This window comes from Pseudomonas sp. 3B-A001-10F (assembly GCF_056313565.1).
The window spans coordinates 87996-104884 of record NZ_JBQYFW010000002.1 but is presented as its reverse complement, the minus strand read 5'-3'; the positions used below and the strand labels follow the sequence as shown (position 1 = coordinate 104884).

The 16889-nt window shown below is 60.1% G+C and carries 16 protein-coding genes; 9 read left to right on the top strand and 7 right to left on the bottom strand.

The window, feature by feature from the left end; translation table 11 throughout:
• The first annotated feature begins 95 nt into the window (after nucleotides 1-95).
• A complete protein-coding gene (locus AC0ZWN_RS02805) occupies nucleotides 96-845 on the top strand; it encodes a sulfite exporter TauE/SafE family protein (protein ID WP_175559623.1) in 750 nt (249 codons plus the stop codon).
• Here AC0ZWN_RS02805 and AC0ZWN_RS02800 read toward each other — a convergent pair.
• Nucleotides 835-1689, bottom strand: a complete 855-nt coding sequence (locus tag AC0ZWN_RS02800; protein ID WP_007908606.1) for a LysR substrate-binding domain-containing protein — start codon at nucleotides 1687-1689, stop codon at nucleotides 835-837. The genes AC0ZWN_RS02805 and AC0ZWN_RS02800 overlap by 11 nt on opposite strands.
• A gap of 96 nt (nucleotides 1690-1785) precedes the next feature.
• On the opposite strand from AC0ZWN_RS02800, the gene AC0ZWN_RS02795 reads away from it, so the two are divergent.
• A complete protein-coding gene (locus AC0ZWN_RS02795; protein ID WP_093435156.1) occupies nucleotides 1786-2007 on the top strand; it encodes a DUF1127 domain-containing protein in 222 nt (73 codons plus the stop codon).
• Between the two features lie 80 nt (nucleotides 2008-2087).
• Nucleotides 2088-3314 carry a winged helix-turn-helix domain-containing protein gene (locus AC0ZWN_RS02790; protein ID WP_476333972.1) on the top strand — a complete coding sequence of 409 codons (1227 nt, stop codon included), beginning with the start codon at nucleotides 2088-2090 and terminating at the stop codon, nucleotides 3312-3314.
• Nucleotides 3315-3412: 98 nt separating this feature from the next.
• Here AC0ZWN_RS02790 and AC0ZWN_RS02785 read toward each other — a convergent pair whose 3' ends face one another.
• Complete coding sequence (locus tag AC0ZWN_RS02785) at nucleotides 3413-4759, bottom strand: class II 3-deoxy-7-phosphoheptulonate synthase (RefSeq protein WP_093435151.1); 1347 nt, start codon at nucleotides 4757-4759, stop codon at nucleotides 3413-3415.
• 153 nt (nucleotides 4760-4912) lie between these two features.
• Between AC0ZWN_RS02785 and AC0ZWN_RS02780 the strand changes: the two genes are divergently transcribed.
• The gene (locus AC0ZWN_RS02780; RefSeq protein ID WP_476333971.1) at nucleotides 4913-5668 is read left to right on the top strand and encodes a spermidine synthase; all 756 of its coding nucleotides are present in this window, start codon (nucleotides 4913-4915) and stop codon (nucleotides 5666-5668) included.
• Between the two features lie 108 nt (nucleotides 5669-5776).
• On the opposite strand, the gene AC0ZWN_RS02775 is transcribed toward AC0ZWN_RS02780, so the two are convergent.
• The gene (locus tag AC0ZWN_RS02775; protein ID WP_093435147.1) at nucleotides 5777-6568 is read right to left on the bottom strand and encodes a crotonase/enoyl-CoA hydratase family protein; all 792 of its coding nucleotides are present in this window, start codon (nucleotides 6566-6568) and stop codon (nucleotides 5777-5779) included.
• 422 nt (nucleotides 6569-6990) lie between these two features.
• On the opposite strand from AC0ZWN_RS02775, the gene AC0ZWN_RS02770 reads away from it, so the two are divergent.
• Entirely contained in the window at nucleotides 6991-8664 is a 1674-nt protein-coding gene (locus AC0ZWN_RS02770) for a DEAD/DEAH box helicase (RefSeq protein WP_008088238.1), read from the top strand.
• A 103-nt stretch (nucleotides 8665-8767) separates the two neighbouring features.
• On the opposite strand, the gene AC0ZWN_RS02765 is transcribed toward AC0ZWN_RS02770, so the two are convergent.
• Nucleotides 8768-9535, bottom strand: coding sequence for a DODA-type extradiol aromatic ring-opening family dioxygenase (locus tag AC0ZWN_RS02765; RefSeq protein ID WP_257355719.1), 768 nt, complete (start codon nucleotides 9533-9535; stop codon nucleotides 8768-8770).
• 103 nt (nucleotides 9536-9638) lie between these two features.
• Here AC0ZWN_RS02765 and AC0ZWN_RS02760 point away from each other — a divergent pair, with 103 nt between their 5' ends.
• Nucleotides 9639-10286, top strand: a complete 648-nt coding sequence (locus AC0ZWN_RS02760; RefSeq protein ID WP_476333969.1) for a thiopurine S-methyltransferase — start codon at nucleotides 9639-9641, stop codon at nucleotides 10284-10286.
• 201 nt (nucleotides 10287-10487) lie between these two features.
• On the opposite strand, the gene htpX is transcribed toward AC0ZWN_RS02760, so the two are convergent.
• Together htpX and AC0ZWN_RS02750 are read right to left on the bottom strand one after the other, a co-directional pair.
• Nucleotides 10488-11375, bottom strand: coding sequence for a protease HtpX (gene htpX, locus AC0ZWN_RS02755; protein ID WP_007908619.1), 888 nt, complete (start codon nucleotides 11373-11375; stop codon nucleotides 10488-10490).
• A 303-nt stretch (nucleotides 11376-11678) separates the two neighbouring features.
• Nucleotides 11679-12890, bottom strand: a complete 1212-nt coding sequence (locus AC0ZWN_RS02750; RefSeq protein ID WP_007908620.1) for a pyridoxal phosphate-dependent aminotransferase — start codon at nucleotides 12888-12890, stop codon at nucleotides 11679-11681.
• A gap of 224 nt (nucleotides 12891-13114) precedes the next feature.
• On the opposite strand from AC0ZWN_RS02750, the gene msrB reads away from it, so the two are divergent.
• From msrB to AC0ZWN_RS02735, 3 genes are all read left to right on the top strand, one after another.
• A complete protein-coding gene (msrB, locus tag AC0ZWN_RS02745) occupies nucleotides 13115-13510 on the top strand; it encodes a peptide-methionine (R)-S-oxide reductase MsrB (protein WP_093435141.1) in 396 nt (131 codons plus the stop codon).
• Nucleotides 13511-13619: 109 nt separating this feature from the next.
• Nucleotides 13620-14105 carry a glutathione peroxidase gene (locus AC0ZWN_RS02740; protein WP_016985485.1) on the top strand — a complete coding sequence of 162 codons (486 nt, stop codon included), beginning with the start codon at nucleotides 13620-13622 and terminating at the stop codon, nucleotides 14103-14105.
• A complete protein-coding gene (locus AC0ZWN_RS02735; protein WP_476333967.1) occupies nucleotides 14102-14563 on the top strand; it encodes a MarR family winged helix-turn-helix transcriptional regulator in 462 nt (153 codons plus the stop codon). The genes AC0ZWN_RS02740 and AC0ZWN_RS02735 overlap by 4 nt, the downstream gene beginning before the upstream one ends.
• On the opposite strand, the gene AC0ZWN_RS02730 is transcribed toward AC0ZWN_RS02735, so the two are convergent.
• On the bottom strand, nucleotides 14547-16868 hold the full coding sequence (locus AC0ZWN_RS02730; protein WP_476333966.1) for a hybrid sensor histidine kinase/response regulator: 2322 nt from the start codon (nucleotides 16866-16868) through the stop codon (nucleotides 14547-14549). The two genes, AC0ZWN_RS02735 and AC0ZWN_RS02730, sit on opposite strands and share 17 nt — an antisense overlap.
• Nucleotides 16869-16889: the final 21 nt, after the last annotated feature.

Below are 16889 nucleotides of genomic sequence, written 5' to 3'. Positions count from 1 at the left end.
GTGCGAAATCAGCATAGCCATTGTGCGTTGCTGTGCGTTTCCCCGCCAGCCATGACTGCGTAGGATGAATCGCCTGACGTAAGAGGAATTGAGCTGTGATGGAGTTTTTGTTGTACCTGCTGTTCGGCGCCGCGCTTGGCACCCTTGGCGGCATTTTCGGCATCGGCGGCGGCTTGATTGCTATCCCGCTGCTTGGTGTGTGGTTCGGCCTCGATCAGCAGATTGCCCAAGGCACCGCGCTGGTCATGGTGGTGCCGAACGTGATGTTGGCGCTGTGGCGCTATCACCAGCGCAATCGCATCGAACTGCGGCATGCGTTGCCCTTGGCTTTGATGGGTTTTTGCTTTGCGTGGATCGGTTCGATCTGGGCGGTGGGTATCGATGCGCAAACCATGCGCATCGGTTTTGTCGCTTTCCTGGTGGTGCTCTCGGCGTACAACCTGCTGAAGATGTTCGGCAAGCAACCCGCTGCGACTTCCGAGATGCGCTATTCCTGGCCTTGGCTCGGCGTTCTCGGTGCGGCGTCCGGAACCATGGGCGGCTTGTTCGGTGTCGGCGGTGCCGTGGTGGCAACGCCGGTGCTGACCAGCCTCTTCGGCACCACGCAAGTGGTCGCTCAGGGCTTGTCGCTGGCGCTGGCGTTGCCAAGCACCGGCGTGACCCTGGTGACCTACGCGGTACATCACGAAGTGGACTGGATGATCGGCCTGCCGCTGGCCATCGGCGGTCTGGCGAGCATCAGTTGGGGGGTGAAAGTTGCCCACGCCATGCCGGAAAAACTTCTGCGCGGGCTGTTCTGCGGTTTTCTGGTGCTGTGTGCGGTGATGCTCGCGTTTAAAGTTTAAAACCTTCGACGATATGCTCGGCCAGGCACTCGGTGATCGGCGACGGATTGTTCAGGTTGCGGATCAGCATGATGCTGGCCTCGGGCAACAGCGGCAGATCTTCGGCGGCGCCGAGAATGCGCATGTCCGGGGTGATCAGGCTTTCCAGTTGCGCGGTGATCGCCAGACCCGCGCTCACCACTGCCATCAACGCCGAGAGGCTGGTGCTGTTATATGCGATGCGGTATTCGCGGCCCATCGCATCCAGTGCGTTACACGCCCACAAGCGGCAGAAACAATCACTGTTGAACATCGCCAGAGGTAGTGGCGTTTGTTCGTGGGCGCTGAAATTCTGCGCCTCGGCCCAGACAAAACGCTCCTTGCGCAGCAACTGACCGATTTCGTTGCCCGGTTCACGGGTGACGATCGACAAATCCAGGTCAGTACGCTGCAACAGTTGTTTGGTCGATTCGCAATGCACTTCGATCTGGATCAGTGGATAGAACTGCGCAAACCGCGACAGGATCCCCGGCAGAAAACGCATCACGTAGTCATCCGGCGTGCCGATGCGCACGGTGCCGACCATGTGCGGCTCGCGCAAGGTGTTGAACACTTCGCTGTGCAGCTTGAGGATGCGCCGCGCGTATCCGAGCAGCACCTGGCCTTCAGCGGTCAGACGCACCTGGCGTCCGTCGCGCTCGAACAACTGCCGCTGCAACACGTCTTCTTCCAGACGCTTCATCTGCATGCTCACCGCCGACTGCGTGCGGTTGACCATTTCGCCGGCGCGGGTGAAACCGCCCTGATCGGCAATCGCGACAAAGGTGCGCAGGACATCGGTATCGATACTGGGGTAGGCCGACAATTGATGAATCTCCGTGATGCATGCCATCAGAAACATTCGTTGGATTGATCTTAGCGCCGGCGCGAGACTTGAGCCATCCACAAAGGAGGCAACACGATGAAAGGTCAAAGAGAGTATGTAGACGACGCAAAATTTTCCGGCCACGGCCATCTCGTTTCCGACCTGCTGCACAAGTTTAGCCGCTGGTACGAATTGCACCGTGAACGCGAGTTGCTTGCCAGTCTGAGCGACGAAGCGTTGAAAGACATCGGCGTCAGTCGTGCCGACGTTGAACACGAGTCCGTGCGGCCGTTCTGGGATGATCCGATGCATAAATGACCCGCTGCATAAATGATCAGCAGAACGCTACACAAACCCTCTTCCAGTGAGGTAGGTTGCGAGCAGACAAGGAGATGCTCATGCCCGCGACTCTGGCCTTTTCCCTCAAACAGGCGCGACGACTGGCGCTGGCTGCCCAAGGGTTCAACGGGCGCCAGCCGCCGACCGTCAAGGCGCCACACGTCAACCGGCTGATCGAAAGGCTGGGTTTGCTGCAAATCGACTCCGTCAACGCCGTGGTGCGCTCGCACTACCTGCCGCTGTTTTCCCGTCTCGGCTCCTATTCTTCCGATTTGCTCGACCAGGCTGCCTGGAGTTCGGGGCGACGTCGCACGTTGTTCGAATACTGGGGACACGAAGCCTCGTTGCTGCCGATGTCGATGTATCCGTTGCTGGGCTGGCGCATGCAGCGGGCCAGGCGTGGCGAGGATATTTATCAGCAACTGGCCAGATTCGGTCGCGAGCAGCAGGACGTGGTGCGTCGGGTCTTGAATTCGGTGGAAGAGCAGGGCGCGTTGGGCGCCGGCAGCCTTTCAACCCGTGCAGACAAGGCCGGGCCGTGGTGGGACTGGAGCGCGGAAAAGCATGCGCTGGAGTGGCTGTTCGCGGCGGGTGAAGTGACGGTGGCGGGGCGGCGTGGTTTTGAGCGTTTGTATGATTTGCCGGAGCGGGTGATCCCTTCATCGATCCTGCAACAGGCGTTGCCTGATGAAGCCGAAGCGCAACGTGGCCTGCTATTGCACGCGGCACAGGCCTTGGGTGTCGGTACTGAAAAAGACCTGCGTGATTACTTTCGCCTGAATCCGGCGGATGCGCGGCCACGTCTCGCGGAACTGGTCGAGGCCGGGCAATTGCAGATGTGCGAGGTTGCCGGTTGGCGGCAAATCGCCTATTGCCTGCCGGAGCCGAGCGTCCCGCGCAAGGTCATGGCCAGTGCGCTGCTGTCGCCCTTTGATTCGTTGATCTGGGAGCGTAGCCGGACTGAGCGCTTGTTCGATTTTCGCTATCGGCTGGAGATTTATACGCCACAGGACAAACGGGTTTACGGCTATTACGTGTTGCCGTTTTTGCACAACGAGCGGATTGCTGCGCGGGTGGATTTGCGGGCTGAGCGGGCGGCGGGGCAGTTGGCGGTGCATGCGCTGCACGAGGAAGCGCCGGGGCTGGATGAGCAGGGGATGCTGGCGCTGGCGGAGAATCTGCGGCGGATGGCGGATTGGTTGGGGCTGGCGCGGGTGCAGTTGAATTGTCAGCGCGAGAGTGCGGCGCGGTTGCGGGTGGCATTGGCCGAGATCGGTGGTGACTGAGTTGGCCCCTTCGCGAGCAAGCTCGCTCCCACACTGGATCTGTGTCGTACACAAAACCTATGTGGGAGCGAGCCTGCTCGCGAAGGAGGCGACGCGGTCTAGCGGCGAACTTGTTTCAGGGTTTCGGCAATCAAAAACGCCAACTCCAGCGACTGGTCAGCATTCATCCGTGGATCACAGTGCGTGTGATAGCGATCCGACAAGCCATCTTCAGTAATCGGCCGTGCACCACCGATGCACTCGGTGACATTCTGCCCGGTCATCTCGATGTGAATGCCGCCGGCATAACTGCCTTCCGCCTCGTGCACCTGGAAGAACTGTTTAACCTCGCCAAGGATCTGCGCAAAGTCGCGGGTCTTGTAGCCGCTGCTGGCCTTGATGGTGTTGCCGTGCATCGGGTCGGAACTCCACAGCACTTGCTTGCCTTCGCGCTGCACCGCGCGGATCAGCGCCGGCAGGTGATCGCCCACCTTGTTCGCGCCCATCCGCGCAATCAGGTTGAGGCGCCCCGGATCGTTGTCCGGGTTGAGCGCGTCGATCAGGCGGATCAGGTCATCGGGATCCATGCTTGGGCCGACTTTGACGCCGATCGGGTTGTTCACCCCGCGCAGGAATTCGACGTGCGCGCCGTCGAGCTGACGAGTACGGTCACCGATCCACAGCATGTGCGCCGAGCAATCGTAGTAATCGTTGGTCAGGCTGTCGCGGCGCACGAAGGCTTCTTCGTAGTTCAGCAGCAGTGCTTCGTGGGCGGTGAAGAAGCTGGTTTCGCGCAGTTGCGGCGAGCTGTCCATGCCGCAGGCGCGCATGAACGCCAGGGTTTCATCGATGCGGTCGGCGAGGTGACTGTATTTTTCAGCCAGCGCCGAGTTGGCGATGAAATCGAGGTTCCACTTGTGCACTTGGTGCAGGTCGGCAAAACCGCCCTGAGCAAACGCGCGCAGCAGGTTCAGGGTCGCGGTGGACTGGTGATAGGACTGCAGCAGGCGCTCTGGATCCGGCACGCGGCTCTTTTCGTCGAAGCCGATGCCGTTGACGATGTCGCCCCGGTAAGCCGGCAGCGTCACGCCGTCGATGGTCTCGTCGTTGGCCGAGCGCGGTTTGGCAAACTGACCGGCCATGCGCCCGACCTTGACCACCGGGCAGCCAGCGGCGAAGGTCATGACGATCGCCATTTGCAGTAACACTTTGAACGTGTCGCGAATCTTCGCAGCGGAGAATTCGGCAAAACTTTCCGCGCAATCACCGCCCTGCAGCAGGAATGCCCGGCCCTGGGTGACTTCGGCAAACTGGCGGCGCAGTTCGCGCGCTTCGCCGGCAAACACCAGTGGCGGATAGCTGGCCAGCGTCTGCTCGACCTGGCGCAGATGCGCCGCGTCAGGATATTGGGGTTGTTGCTGGATCGGCAGGGCGCGCCAGCTATCAGGACTCCACGGTTGGCTCATCACGGTCTCTAATTGGTTCTACGCACGGGAAGCCCATGGTAGCAGCAATTAGTACGTGACCTGCTCCCGCCCCATCGCCGACAATCGCCGTTTTGCCACGGCGCCACAGCGGTGCCATCGCGTCACCGCGCCCGGTGACCATCAGGAGACGAAATGACTGAGGAGCGCGTCGAGCATCTGCTCGCCGAAGTACAGGATGAGTTCGGCGTGATTCGCGTGCTGGAAGTGGCCGATTACCGCTTTCTCGAGTTCGGCGATGCGATCGAGCAGAGCTGCGTGTTCACCGCCGACCCGAGCTGGCTAGAATACGATTACACCCGCGCGATGCTGATCGGCGCGTTGTGCCACGAGCAGCCGGAGAGCGCGCTGTTTCTCGGGCTCGGCGCTGGTACATTGACCCAGGCCTGCCTCAAGTTCCTGCCGCTGGAAGATGTCGAAGCCATTGAACTGCGTCCGGATGTGCCGCGCCTGGCCATCGAATACCTTGGCCTGGACGATGATCCGCGGCTGTACATCCGTGTTGGCGATGCGCTGGAGTTACTGCCGACGGCTGAGCCGGCGGATCTGATTTTTGTCGACCTGTATACCGATGTCGGTCCGGGCGTTGGGCATCTGGCCTGGAGTTTTCTCGGCGACTGCCAGAAGCGTCTGAATCCGGGGGGCTGGCTGGTGATCAATCAGTGGGCCACCGATGACGGCAAGCCTCTGGGCGCGGCGTTGTTGCGCGGGCTGTATCACCGGCATTACTGGGAATTGCCGGTGAAGGAGGGCAACGTGATTCTGATTGTGCCGGCGGACCTCGATCAGGAGCTGGACATGCAGGCACTGACGACCCGGGCTGAAGCGCTGGCGCCGCGGTTGGGGTATTCGTTGCAGTCGTTGATCAACAGTATTCGCCTGGCGACCTGAGTCGTCAGTGACGGCCTCTTCGCGAGCAGGCTCGCTCCAACATTGGAATGCATTTTCCCTGTGGGAGCGAGCCTGCTCGCGAAGAGGATCTGATAACCAGCAAATATTTCAGATCCCTTTGAAGACTCCAGGCCGCCGCTCCACCAGCGACCGCACCCCTTCCTTGGCGTCCTCACTCGCCAACAATTTCTTCACCAACGCCGGTAACCCTTGCGCGGCCGCCGTCTCACCCTCATACCTTGCCTGCCGCGCCGACATCAACGTCGCCTGCACCCCCAACGGCGCCTGCCGGGCAATCCGCTCAGCCAATTCAATCGCCCGCGGCAACAGGTCTTCGCTGGCCATGACTTCCTGCACCAACCCCAGGTGCAATGCCTCGTGCGCATCAAACTCATCGCCGGTCAGCAGCCAGCGCATCGCGTTGCCCCAACCGGCGATCTGCTGAAAACGTAAAGTCGCACCACCAAAAGGAAAGATCCCACGCTGCACTTCCATCTGCGCGAAGCGGGTATTGCTCGCACACAGGTTTATATCGGCTGCCAGCATCAGCTCGATGCCGATGGTCAGGCAGTAACCCTGCGCGGCGACAATCACTGGTTTGCTCACCCGTGGCCCGACGAAAACGCCCCACGGATCGCAACCGCCGGTCGGAACCTGCCAGCCCTGGGCGAGGGCGGAACTGGCGTTGACCAGATCCAGGCCAGCGGTAAAGTGCTCGCCATGCCCGAACACCACCGCCACCCGCGCTTCGCTGTCGGCCTCGAACTCGCCGTAGGCCAGGCTCAGCTCGTTGAGCAGGTCGAGGTCGAAAGCATTGCGCTTGGCCGCTCGATCCAGGCCAATCAGATGGACGTGACCACGACGTTCACGGCTGACGCGGCCGGGGCAGGGCTGATTCATGGGTAGATCCTCGGGCGGGAAGGGCGGGTGCAGCGACGGTATGCCGCACATCAGTGAATCGTTTAAGCGTCATCGCCCGCAGGGCCGGGCCTTTGAAAAATAGACCTTCGCGCGATTATCCGCAAAACCCCGTTACACAGCGGTGACACGCTCATTCAGGCAATAAAAAAAGCTCCCTTTTTGGGCAAAATCCGGTATAGTGCGCGCCGGCCTTTAACCGGGCCGCGTTTAGGTAGCGCATTTCCCGAAGTCAGCTTCGGCTGCACGTCCGCATTGCGGGCTCTTCCCGGACGATTCTTTTTTTCATTCATTCGTTTTCGCAAATCCCCGCCGACAAAGCTGCCAGGGCGACTCTTGAGTCTCAACACGGCATGCGCAGCTTTGGAGCATGGGTCTTTGCGGATGCACTTAGAGGCAGACCCATGACCCAGGAAACCGGCGGATTCGCCGCTTTTAATCTTAACCCGAATATTCTTGCAGCCGTCGCAGCGACTGGCTACGAAGAGCCTTCGGCGATTCAGCAGCAATCGATCCCGATCATCATGGCCGGCCAGGACATGATTGGTCAGGCGCAAACCGGTACCGGTAAAACCGCCGCGTTCGCACTGCCTATTCTGCACCGCATCGATCCTGCCAAGCGCGAACCGCAAGCCCTGATCCTGGCGCCAACTCGTGAGTTGGCGCTGCAAGTAGCAACCGCTTTTGAAACCTACGCCAAGCAAATGCCGGGCGTTACCGTTGTGGCCGTTTACGGCGGCGCGCCTATGGGCCCACAACTGAAAGCAATCCGTAATGGCGCACAGATCGTTGTCGCCACTCCGGGCCGTCTGTGCGACCACCTGCGTCGCGACGAAAAAGTTCTGTCGACCGTGAACCACCTGGTTCTCGACGAAGCTGACGAAATGTTGAAACTGGGCTTCATGGATGACCTGGAAGTCATCTTCAAGGCTCTGCCAGCGACCCGTCAGACCGTTTTGTTCTCGGCTACCCTGCCGCAGTCGATCCGCGCCATTGCCGAACGCCATCTGCGCGATCCGCAACACGTGAAGATCCAGACCAAGACCCAGACCGTTACCGCGATCGAACAGGCTCACCTGTTGGTTCACGCTGACCAGAAGACTTCGGCCGTTCTCAGCTTGCTGGAAGTGGAAGATTTCGACGCTCTGATCATGTTCGTACGCACCAAGCAAGCGACCCTGGATCTGGCCAGCGCCCTCGACGCCAAAGGCTACAAAGCCGCGGCGCTGAACGGTGACATCGCCCAGAACCAGCGTGAGCGCGTTATTGACTCGCTGAAAGATGGCCGTCTGGACATCGTTGTCGCGACCGACGTAGCTGCTCGTGGTCTGGACGTTCCGCGCATCACTCACGTGTTCAACGTTGACATGCCGTACGACCCAGAGTCCTACGTTCACCGTATCGGCCGTACTGGCCGTGCCGGTCGCGAAGGTCGTGCACTGCTGCTGGTGACTCCACGTGAGCGCCGCATGCTGCAGGTGATCGAGCGTGTAACCGGTCAGAAAGTTGCTGAAGTACGCCTGCCGGACGCTCAAGCCGTTCTCGATGCGCGCATCAAAAAACTGACCAACAGCCTGTCGCCGCTGGTCGCTGATGCCGAATCGACCCACGGTGAGCTGCTCGATCGTCTGACTGCAGACATCGGTTGCACCCCGCGTGCTCTGGCTGCTGCGCTGCTGCGCAAAGCCACCAACGGTCAAGCGCTGAACCTGGCGGCGATCGAGAAGGAACGTCCACTGGTGCCGAACAACGCACCGCGTGGCGACCGTCCTGAGCGCACTGGTGATCGTCCTGATCGTGGTGACCGCGAGCGTCGCGCGCCAATGCCTTTGGGCGAAGGCCGTGCTCGTTGCCGTACCGCGCTGGGTGCGCGTGACGGTATCGCTGCGAAGAACCTGCTGGGCGCCATCCTCAACGAAGGCGGTCTGGCCCGTGAAGCGATCGGTCGCATCCAGGTGCGTGACAGCTTCAGCCTCGTCGAGCTGCCGGAAGATGGTCTGGACAAACTCCTGACCAAACTGAAGGACACTCGCGTTGCCGGTAAGCAGCTGAAGCTGCGTCGCTATCGCGAAGATTGATCCGCCCTTGGGCTGATTGATCGAACATAAAAAATCCCCGACTGGTTCGGGGATTTTTTTTGCCTGTTTTTTGCCTTTGTGAGCGAGCCTGCTCGCGAAGGCGTCAACCGAAGCGGTAAATATCCATGCCCAGCGCACCCATTGTGAATCCCTTGTGCGCCACGCTGAACTCACCGCCCGCACCCCGGGCAAAATACAACGGCAACAAATGCTCATCACTCGGATGACTGCGCACCGCATGCGGCGCCTGCTGACGATAATCATGCAGCGCTGCCTCATCGTCGGCCGCGAGCTTGTCGATCACCCAATCACGGAAATCCCGCGCCCAGGGCTCAACGCTTTCCGGGCCGGCGTGCCAGTCCAGTTCGCGCAGGTTGTGCGTGATGCTGCCGGAGCCGATCAGCAAAATGCCCTGATCACGCAGACTCGCCAGTGCCCGGCCGACTCGGGTTTGCAGCGCCGGGCCCGCGCGGCTAGGTAGCGAAACCTGCACCACTGGAATATCCGCCAGCGGGTACATCAGCGACAGTGGCACCCAAACACCGTGATCGAACGGGCGTTGCGGATCGAGACGGGCAGGTAGGTTGTTGGCAGTCAGTAGATCAGCCACCTCAGCAGCCAGTTGCGGATTACCCGGTGCCGGATACTGCACTTCAAACAGCGCCCGGGGAAAGCCGCCGAAGTCATGCCAGGTTTCCGGTTGTGCATGGCTGCTGACCAGCAGTTCCTGGCTTTCCCAGTGCGCGGAGACGATGACGATGGCTTTGGGTTTCGGCAATTCGGCGGCCAGACGAGCCAGAGCCGGGCCACTGGCGCCGGGCTCCAGGGCCAGCATGGGTGAACCATGGGAAATGAACAGGCTGGGCAACATGATGGGTTCCTGAGCGTTAAGATGGCTTCATCTTCAGTCAGATCATTGATCTAAATCTAATATAAGTTTTAACGCTTTTTGATCGAATTATTGGGAGTGATGCATGCAACCTGAGTTTTGGCACAAGAAGTGGGCTTCGGGGCAGATTGGTTTCCATCTGCCTGAGGTAAACCCGTATTTGCAGCGGCACTGGGCGGTATCGGCTGCGGCGCGAGTGCTCGTGCCTCTGTGTGGGAAAAGTCTGGATCTGGCGTGGCTGGCCGGACGCGGTCATCAGGTGCTCGGGGTCGAACTGTCGGAAAAGGCTATCGAGGACTTTTTCAGTGAACATCAGGTGCAGCCGCAGATTAGCCAGAAGGGCGCGTTCAAGGTCTATCGCGGTGATGCCATCGAACTGTGGTGCGGTGACTTTTTTGCGCTGACGGCCGCCGATGTGGCCGATTGCGTCGCGTTGTACGACCGCGCCGCGCTGATTGCCTTGCCGGCGACGATGCGTGAGCGCTATGCGGCGCATCTTCAGCAGATTCTGCCGCAGGGTGTGCACGGGTTGTTGATTACGCTGGACTACGATCAGGCGCAGATGCCGGGGCCGCCGTTTGCGGTGGGGGATGATGAGGTGCAGCGGTTGCTGAGTGGTGCCTGGCAGGTGCAGATGCTGGAAGAGCAGGATGTGCTGGGGGAGAGCGGGAAGTTCCTTCAGGCTGGCGTGACGCGGCTGGAGGAGCGGGTCTACCGGGTTTCTTCCCGATAGTTTGTTGGCGCCGTTACGGGCCTCTTCGCGAGCAAGCTCGCTCCCACAGTGATTTGTGCTATGTCACAGATTGCCTAAACACCGCAGAACTCTGTGGGAGCGAGCTTGCTCGCGAAAGGGCCGGCACTGTCGGCGCACAATCCAAAGATGTAAAAAAGGCCCGCATCACTGCGGGCCTTTTTCATTGTTACACCGGTCGGATCAACCGCGACGACGCAGGGCGTCGATACGCTCTTCCAGCGGCGGGTGGCTCATGAACATGCGGGCAAAGCCCTGTTTGATACCACCGTTGATGCCAAAGGCGTTAAGGGTGTCCGGCATGTGCACCGGCAGGCCCTGTTCGGCGCGCAGGCGTTGCAGTGCGCCGATCATTGCGCTGGTACCGGCCAGGCGGGCGCCGGCTTCGTCGGCACGGAATTCGCGCTTGCGCGAGAACCACATGACGATCGCACTGGCGAGAATGCCCAGTACCAGTTCGGCAAAAATGGTCGCCACGTAGTAGGCGATGCCTTGGCCTTCTTCGTTCTTGAAGATCACTTTGTCGACGAAGTTGCCGATGATCCGCGCAAAGAACATCACGAAGGTGTTCACCACGCCCTGGATCAGCGCCAGGGTGACCATGTCGCCGTTGGCGACGTGGCCGATTTCGTGGGCCAGCACGGCTTTCACTTCATCGGGTGAGAAGCGCTCGAGCAAGCCCTGGCTGACCGCGACCAACGCGTCGTTCTTGTTCCAGCCGGTGGCGAAGGCGTTTGCTTCGTAGGCCGGGAAAATACCGACTTCGGGCATCTTGATCCCGGCTTCGCGGGACAGTTGCTCGACAGTTTGCAGCAGCCATTGCTCATGCCGGGTACGTGGCTGGCTGATGATCTGGGTGCCAGTGCTCATCTTCGCCATCCACTTGGAGATGAACAGCGAGAACAGCGAGCCGGCGAAACCAAAGACCGCACAGAAAACCAGCAGCTGACTAAGGTCGAGATCAACCCCGTTGGCCGCCATGAACCCGTTGAAGCCGAACAGGCTCAGGGTGATGCTGGCTATCAGCACGACCGCCAGGTTAGTGGCCAAAAACAGCAGGATGCGCATCATGGTTGTAGAAATCTCCTCAAGCTAAAGATGTAGCGTACTGCGGGGTATATAAGGTGCTGCACCGGGCTATTCAACTGAGTGACTATTTCAAACTGTGTCCTACAGCGGATTCTTCGGTGCCCGGCACATTTCCCACGACAGATAACGATAGGGATGACGGCCAGCCGCGACCCGTCGCCATTAAGCTGGACGCAGGTAAACGGTACGAATCGCAAGTGTAGAAGGCGTGCGCGGACGCGGAACGCAGAAGTGTTGCTGAATCAGACAGTGCGCAACGTTTGGCCGTTGCGCACTGCTGGCCAGTTACTGGCGGTAGGACTTGAGGAAGTTGCCGATACGGCCGATGGCCATTTCCAGATCGTCGACGCGGGGCAGGGTGACCACGCGGAAGTGATCCGGCCACGGCCAGTTGAACGCCGTGCCCTGTACCACCAGCAGCTTCTCGGAGAGCAGCAGGTCGAGGACGAATTTCTCGTCGTTATGGATCGGGCAGACTTTCGGGTCGATCTTCGGGAACGCATACAGCGCGCCCATCGGCTTGACGCAGCTCACGCCTGGAATGTCGTTAAGCAATTCCCAGGTGCGGTTACGCTGTTCCAGCAGACGACCCTGCGGCAGCACCAGGTCGTTGATGCTCTGATAGCCGCCCAATGCGGTCTGGATCGCATGCTGGCTCGGCACGTTGGCGCACAGGCGCATGTTGGCCAGCATGTCGATGCCTTCGATGTAGCTCTGGGCATTGTGCTTCGGCCCGGAAATGGCGATCCAGCCGGAGCGGAAACCCGCCACACGGTACGACTTCGACAGACCGTTGAAGGTCAAGCACAGCAAGTCCGGGGCTAGCGACGCGGTGCAGATGTGCACGGCATCGTCGTACAAAATTTTGTCGTAGATCTCGTCGGAGAACACCACCAGGTTGTGCGCACGGGCGATTTCCAGCATGCCCAGCAACACTTCCTTCGAATACACCGCGCCGGTCGGGTTGTTCGGGTTGATGATCACCATCGCTTTGGTGTTCGGGGTGATCTTGGCCTTGATGTCGGCCAGATCCGGGAACCAGTCGGCGCCTTCGTCGCACAGGTAATGTACGGCGTTACCGCCGGCGAGGCTGACGGCGGCAGTCCACAACGGGTAGTCCGGGGCGGGCACCAGCACTTCGTCGCCGTTGTTGAGCAGAGCCTGCAACGACATCACGATCAGTTCGGAAACGCCGTTACCCAGATAGATGTCTTCGATGCCGACACCTTCAACATTCTTCTGCTGGTAGTACTGCATCACCGCTTTACGCGCGCTGAACAGACCTTTGGAGTCGCTGTAGCCTTGCGCGGTCGGCAGGTTGCGGATCACATCCTGAAGAATTTCGTCCGGCGCTTCGAAACCAAACGGCGCCGGGTTGCCGATGTTCAGCTTGAGGATGCGCTGGCCTTCCTCTTCCAGTCGTTTGGCGTGCTTGAGCACCGGGCCGCGAATGTCGTAGCAGACGTTGGCGAGCTTGTTCGATTTGCTGAACTGCATGGCGATGTGATCCCGAAAATGAACGATCCAGGCGGCGGATGGACAACCGTACTGGGATTCCTGCGTCTTCACACAGGCGGACGTCTTGAGCCGTGGCTCCCATAATCCGTTTGAATGCGCCCGGTCTGGCTGCCAGACTGGTGCGTGACGAGGCGCAATCATACGTGCCGCCCGATCCGTGGAAAAGGTACAGATCGGGCTTTTTCAGCCGCTGAGGTGTGATGATGGAAAAGTTGGAAAAAACCCTGGAAGAATGGCGGGCGATGCTCGACCCTGAGCAGTACAACGTTTGTCGTCTGAGCGCGACCGAGCGCCCGTTCTCCGGCAAATACAACGACACCAAGACCGATGGTATCTACCACTGCGTCTGCTGCAACGAGCCGTTGTTCGACTCCAAGACCAAATTCGACTCCGGCTGCGGCTGGCCGAGCTTCTACGCGCCAATCGGCGAAAGCGCGATGACCGAAATCCGTGACATCAGCCACGGCATGATCCGCACGGAAGTGAAGTGCGCGCGCTGTGATGCGCATCTGGGCCATGTGTTCCCGGACGGCCCGCCGCCGACTGGTTTGCGTTATTGCATCAATTCGGTTTGCCTGGATCTGGTTCCACGCGCATAAACGAATGAAGGCGACCTTCGGGTCGCCTTATTATTCGATAATTAAATTGCACACAATTTAATTGCTCGCTATGTTTGATCTTTCTTGACTGTCTGCGGAGCCCGACGCCATGAGCGACAACCTGTTGAACATTCCGTGCACTACCATCAAGGGGGAGCAAAAGACCCTCGCCGATTTCGCCGGTAAAGCGGTTTTAGTGGTCAACACCGCAAGCAAATGCGGTTTCACCCCACAGTACAAAGGCCTCGAAGAACTGTGGCAGACCTACAAGGATCAGGGCCTGGTGGTTCTGGGCTTTCCGTGCAATCAGTTCGGCAAGCAGGAGCCGGGTAACGAAGGGGCGATCAGTGAGTTCTGCGAGCTGAACTTCGGCGTCAGCTTCCCGCTGTTCAAGAAGATAGACGTTAACGGTGGAGACGCGCATCCGCTGTTCGTGCAGCTGAAAAAACGCGCGCCGGGCCTGCTTGGCTCCCAAGGCATCAAGTGGAACTTCACCAAGTTCCTGATTGGCAAGGACGGAAAACTGGTCAAGCGTTTTGCCCCGACCACCAAGCCGCAGGAGCTGAGCGGCGAGATCGAAGCCCTGCTCAAATGAACAGCTTGCCGGTCGATTCGCTGAGGCTCGACAACCAGTTGTGCTTCAAGCTGTACGCCGCCTCTCGAGCGGTGATTCGTGCCTACAAACCGATGCTCGATCAGCTCGGCCTGACGTACCCGCAATATCTGGCGATGCTGGTGTTGTGGGAATGGCAGGACGCTGCACCGGAGCAACCGACGGTCAAGGCGTTGGGCGAGCGTCTGGCACTGGACTCGGGCACGCTGACGCCATTGCTCAAGCGTCTGGAGCAGTTGCAATGGGTGCAGCGTCAGCGTTCAACGCGTGACGAGCGCGAAGTGCACTTGAGTCTGACACCGGCAGGCCAAGCCTTGCGCGAGCAGGTCGGACCGCTCAAGGCCCGATTGCTGTGCGACAGCGGGGTGGATCTGGACCGTCTCAATGAGTTGCGTGACGGCCTCGATCACTTGCTGGGGCAGATCAAAGCGCTGTCGTAGTCGGGATCCACTGATCGAGCAGCGCCGCCAGCTCTTCACGGCGAAACGGCTTGGCCAGATAGTCGCTCATGCCGGCTGCGCGGCAGCGTTCGCGTTCCTCGGACATGGCGTTGGCGGTCAGAGCGACGATGGGCAGGCTCGGCCAGCGCCCGCTCTGACGGATCTGCCGGCTGGCTTCGTAGCCATCCATCACGGGCATGTTGCAGTCCATCAGCACCAGATCGAATTCGTGATACTCCAACTGATCCAGCGCTTCGGCACCGTGGGCGGCGACGATGACCTCGCAGCCCAGTTTGCCGAGCATGCCTTTGGCCACCAGTTGATTGACCGGGTTGTCCTCAACCAGCAACACCCGCCCGCGCCGCACCGAGGGAGACGTTTCGAGTTGCGCATCGTTAACGGCGACCACGTCCGGTTGCAGGGTGCGTCGCAGGTTCTGGTACAGAGCATTTCGCGCCAATGGTCGGGCCTGTTGCTGCAGAGGCGCGAGTGCGGCGGCTTCTTCGCTCGGCAGGAAACTGCCGTAGGCGGTTACCAGCAGAATCGGTGCCCCAAGCGTCGGGCGCAAGCCGAACAGACACTCCGGACAATCGGTGATCACCACGTCCGGCGTCAGGCCCAGCAGTGAGTCATCGATGGTGCGCTGCTCATATGCAAGTCCCCACACCGGCAGCAGGCTCTGCAACAGTTCCGCCAGTCCACTGCTGGCAGCGGTGATGGCGAGGATTTTTCCGTGCAGCGGCGCCGGAACCAGTGCGCGGGTATGACACGGCAGTGGCAGCTCGGCACAGAACTGACTGCCGAAACCGGTTTCGGAACTGATGGTCAGGCGCCCCTGCATGGCTTCGCAGAGGTTGTAGGTCAGCGCCAGACCCAGCCCGGTGCCGCCGTATTGTCGAGTGATGCCGGCGCCCGCTTGAGTGAACGGCTGGAAGATTTTCAGCTGCGCGTCCTGGGCGATACCGATGCCGGTGTCGCAGATCTCGATGCGCACGCCATCCTTGTAGGTCGACAAGCGCACATCCACCCGGCCGAAGCGGGTGAATTTCAGCGCGTTGGACAGCAGATTGCTGACGATCTGCCGCACGCGGGTCGGATCGCCCAGCACCAGTGCCGGGAAGTGCGGGTCGATCAGGCAGGTCAGTTCGACGCTCGGCGCGGCATTCTGCGACAGCAGATTGGCGGTGTCTTCGATCAACGAGCCAAGATCGAACGGGATGTGCTCAAGCTCCAGTTGCCCGGCATCGAACTTCGACAGGTCGAGAATATCGTTGAGCAATTCGACCAGCACCTTGCCCGAGTCGTGGGCGATCGACAGTTGTTGCTGCTGTTCGGCATTCAACGGACCGTCGAGTGACAGCGCGATCATTCCCAGCAGGCCGTTGAGCGGCGTGCGGATCTCATGGCTCATGTTGGCGAGGAACGCCGAGCGGGCCTCGGCCATTTCCAGGGCGGTGCTGCGGGCGACTTCGAGTTCCTGATTGGACTGGCTCAGCCGTGCGTTGATCGCCTTGAGTTCAGCGGTGCGCGCCGAGACGATGTTTTCCAGTTGTCCGAGGTAGTCGGTCAGACGGTTTTCGGCGTTGCGTCGCTGCTGGATCTCGGTGGCAATGTTCTCGAATTGCTGATTGGCGACTTTGACCAGCACGCCGATTTCATCGTTGCCGTGGCCGGACGGGCACTCCAGCGTGGTCGGCTCGGCGCTGCGCGGGTCGCGCCCGCTGAGTTCGCGGATGACCCGCACCAGTGGTTTGGTCAACATCACATAGAACAGCGCCAACAGGATGCCGGTGAGAATCAGGCTGCGGGCGAAGCCATTGAGCAGGGTCACCTCGGCGCGGCGCAGGAAGCGGCTGCCGAAGGCATAGGTGTCGACCTCAAGGCTTAACACGCCCAGCGATTCATTGGGCAGATGATCCAGATACAGACGGTCTTCGAACTGGCGTTTGGCGCCAAACAGGAAGTCGCTGATGACCCGATAGCCGCTTTGCAGTTCCGGTCGTTTGACGCTGGCCAGCACCGTATTGTTGTTGTCGATCAGTTGCGCAGAAATGATCGCCGGCGAGCGCAACAGGCCCAGGGTCAGTTCCTGCGCCAGTTCGGCGTCGATGTTGTAGGCGATCCGTGAGGCCGGGTTGTGGCTGATTTCCAGCAAAGACAGGATTTCACGGTTGATGGAGGCGTCTTCACTGGCATAATCGATGCCGATTTGCAGCAGGCTGAGCAGCGTGCCCAGAATGAACCCGACCAGCACGGTAAGCCTGGCTTGCTTGTAAGACAGCCGGTGGGTGAATTTGATATCCATGGGGTGTTGAACCACTTCCGT

Coding starts and splice junctions, on each gene's coding strand:
- AC0ZWN_RS02795 (WP_093435156.1), top strand. CDS start 1,786: ATGAAAGGTCAAAGAGAGTATGTAGACGACGCAAAATTTTCCGGCCAC.
- AC0ZWN_RS02790 (WP_476333972.1), top strand. CDS start 2,088: ATGCCCGCGACTCTGGCCTTTTCCCTCAAACAGGCGCGACGACTGGCG.
- AC0ZWN_RS02785 (WP_093435151.1), bottom strand. CDS start 4,759: ATGAGCCAACCGTGGAGTCCTGATAGCTGGCGCGCCCTGCCGATCCAG.
- AC0ZWN_RS02780 (WP_476333971.1), top strand. CDS start 4,913: ATGACTGAGGAGCGCGTCGAGCATCTGCTCGCCGAAGTACAGGATGAG.
- AC0ZWN_RS02775 (WP_093435147.1), bottom strand. CDS start 6,568: ATGAATCAGCCCTGCCCCGGCCGCGTCAGCCGTGAACGTCGTGGTCAC.
- AC0ZWN_RS02770 (WP_008088238.1), top strand. CDS start 6,991: ATGACCCAGGAAACCGGCGGATTCGCCGCTTTTAATCTTAACCCGAAT.
- AC0ZWN_RS02765 (WP_257355719.1), bottom strand. CDS start 9,535: ATGTTGCCCAGCCTGTTCATTTCCCATGGTTCACCCATGCTGGCCCTG.
- AC0ZWN_RS02760 (WP_476333969.1), top strand. CDS start 9,639: ATGCAACCTGAGTTTTGGCACAAGAAGTGGGCTTCGGGGCAGATTGGT.
- htpX (WP_007908619.1), bottom strand. CDS start 11,375: ATGATGCGCATCCTGCTGTTTTTGGCCACTAACCTGGCGGTCGTGCTG.
- AC0ZWN_RS02750 (WP_007908620.1), bottom strand. CDS start 12,890: ATGCAGTTCAGCAAATCGAACAAGCTCGCCAACGTCTGCTACGACATT.
- msrB (WP_093435141.1), top strand. CDS start 13,115: ATGGAAAAGTTGGAAAAAACCCTGGAAGAATGGCGGGCGATGCTCGAC.
- AC0ZWN_RS02740 (WP_016985485.1), top strand. CDS start 13,620: ATGAGCGACAACCTGTTGAACATTCCGTGCACTACCATCAAGGGGGAG.
- AC0ZWN_RS02735 (WP_476333967.1), top strand. CDS start 14,102: ATGAACAGCTTGCCGGTCGATTCGCTGAGGCTCGACAACCAGTTGTGC.
- AC0ZWN_RS02730 (WP_476333966.1), bottom strand. CDS start 16,868: ATGGATATCAAATTCACCCACCGGCTGTCTTACAAGCAAGCCAGGCTT.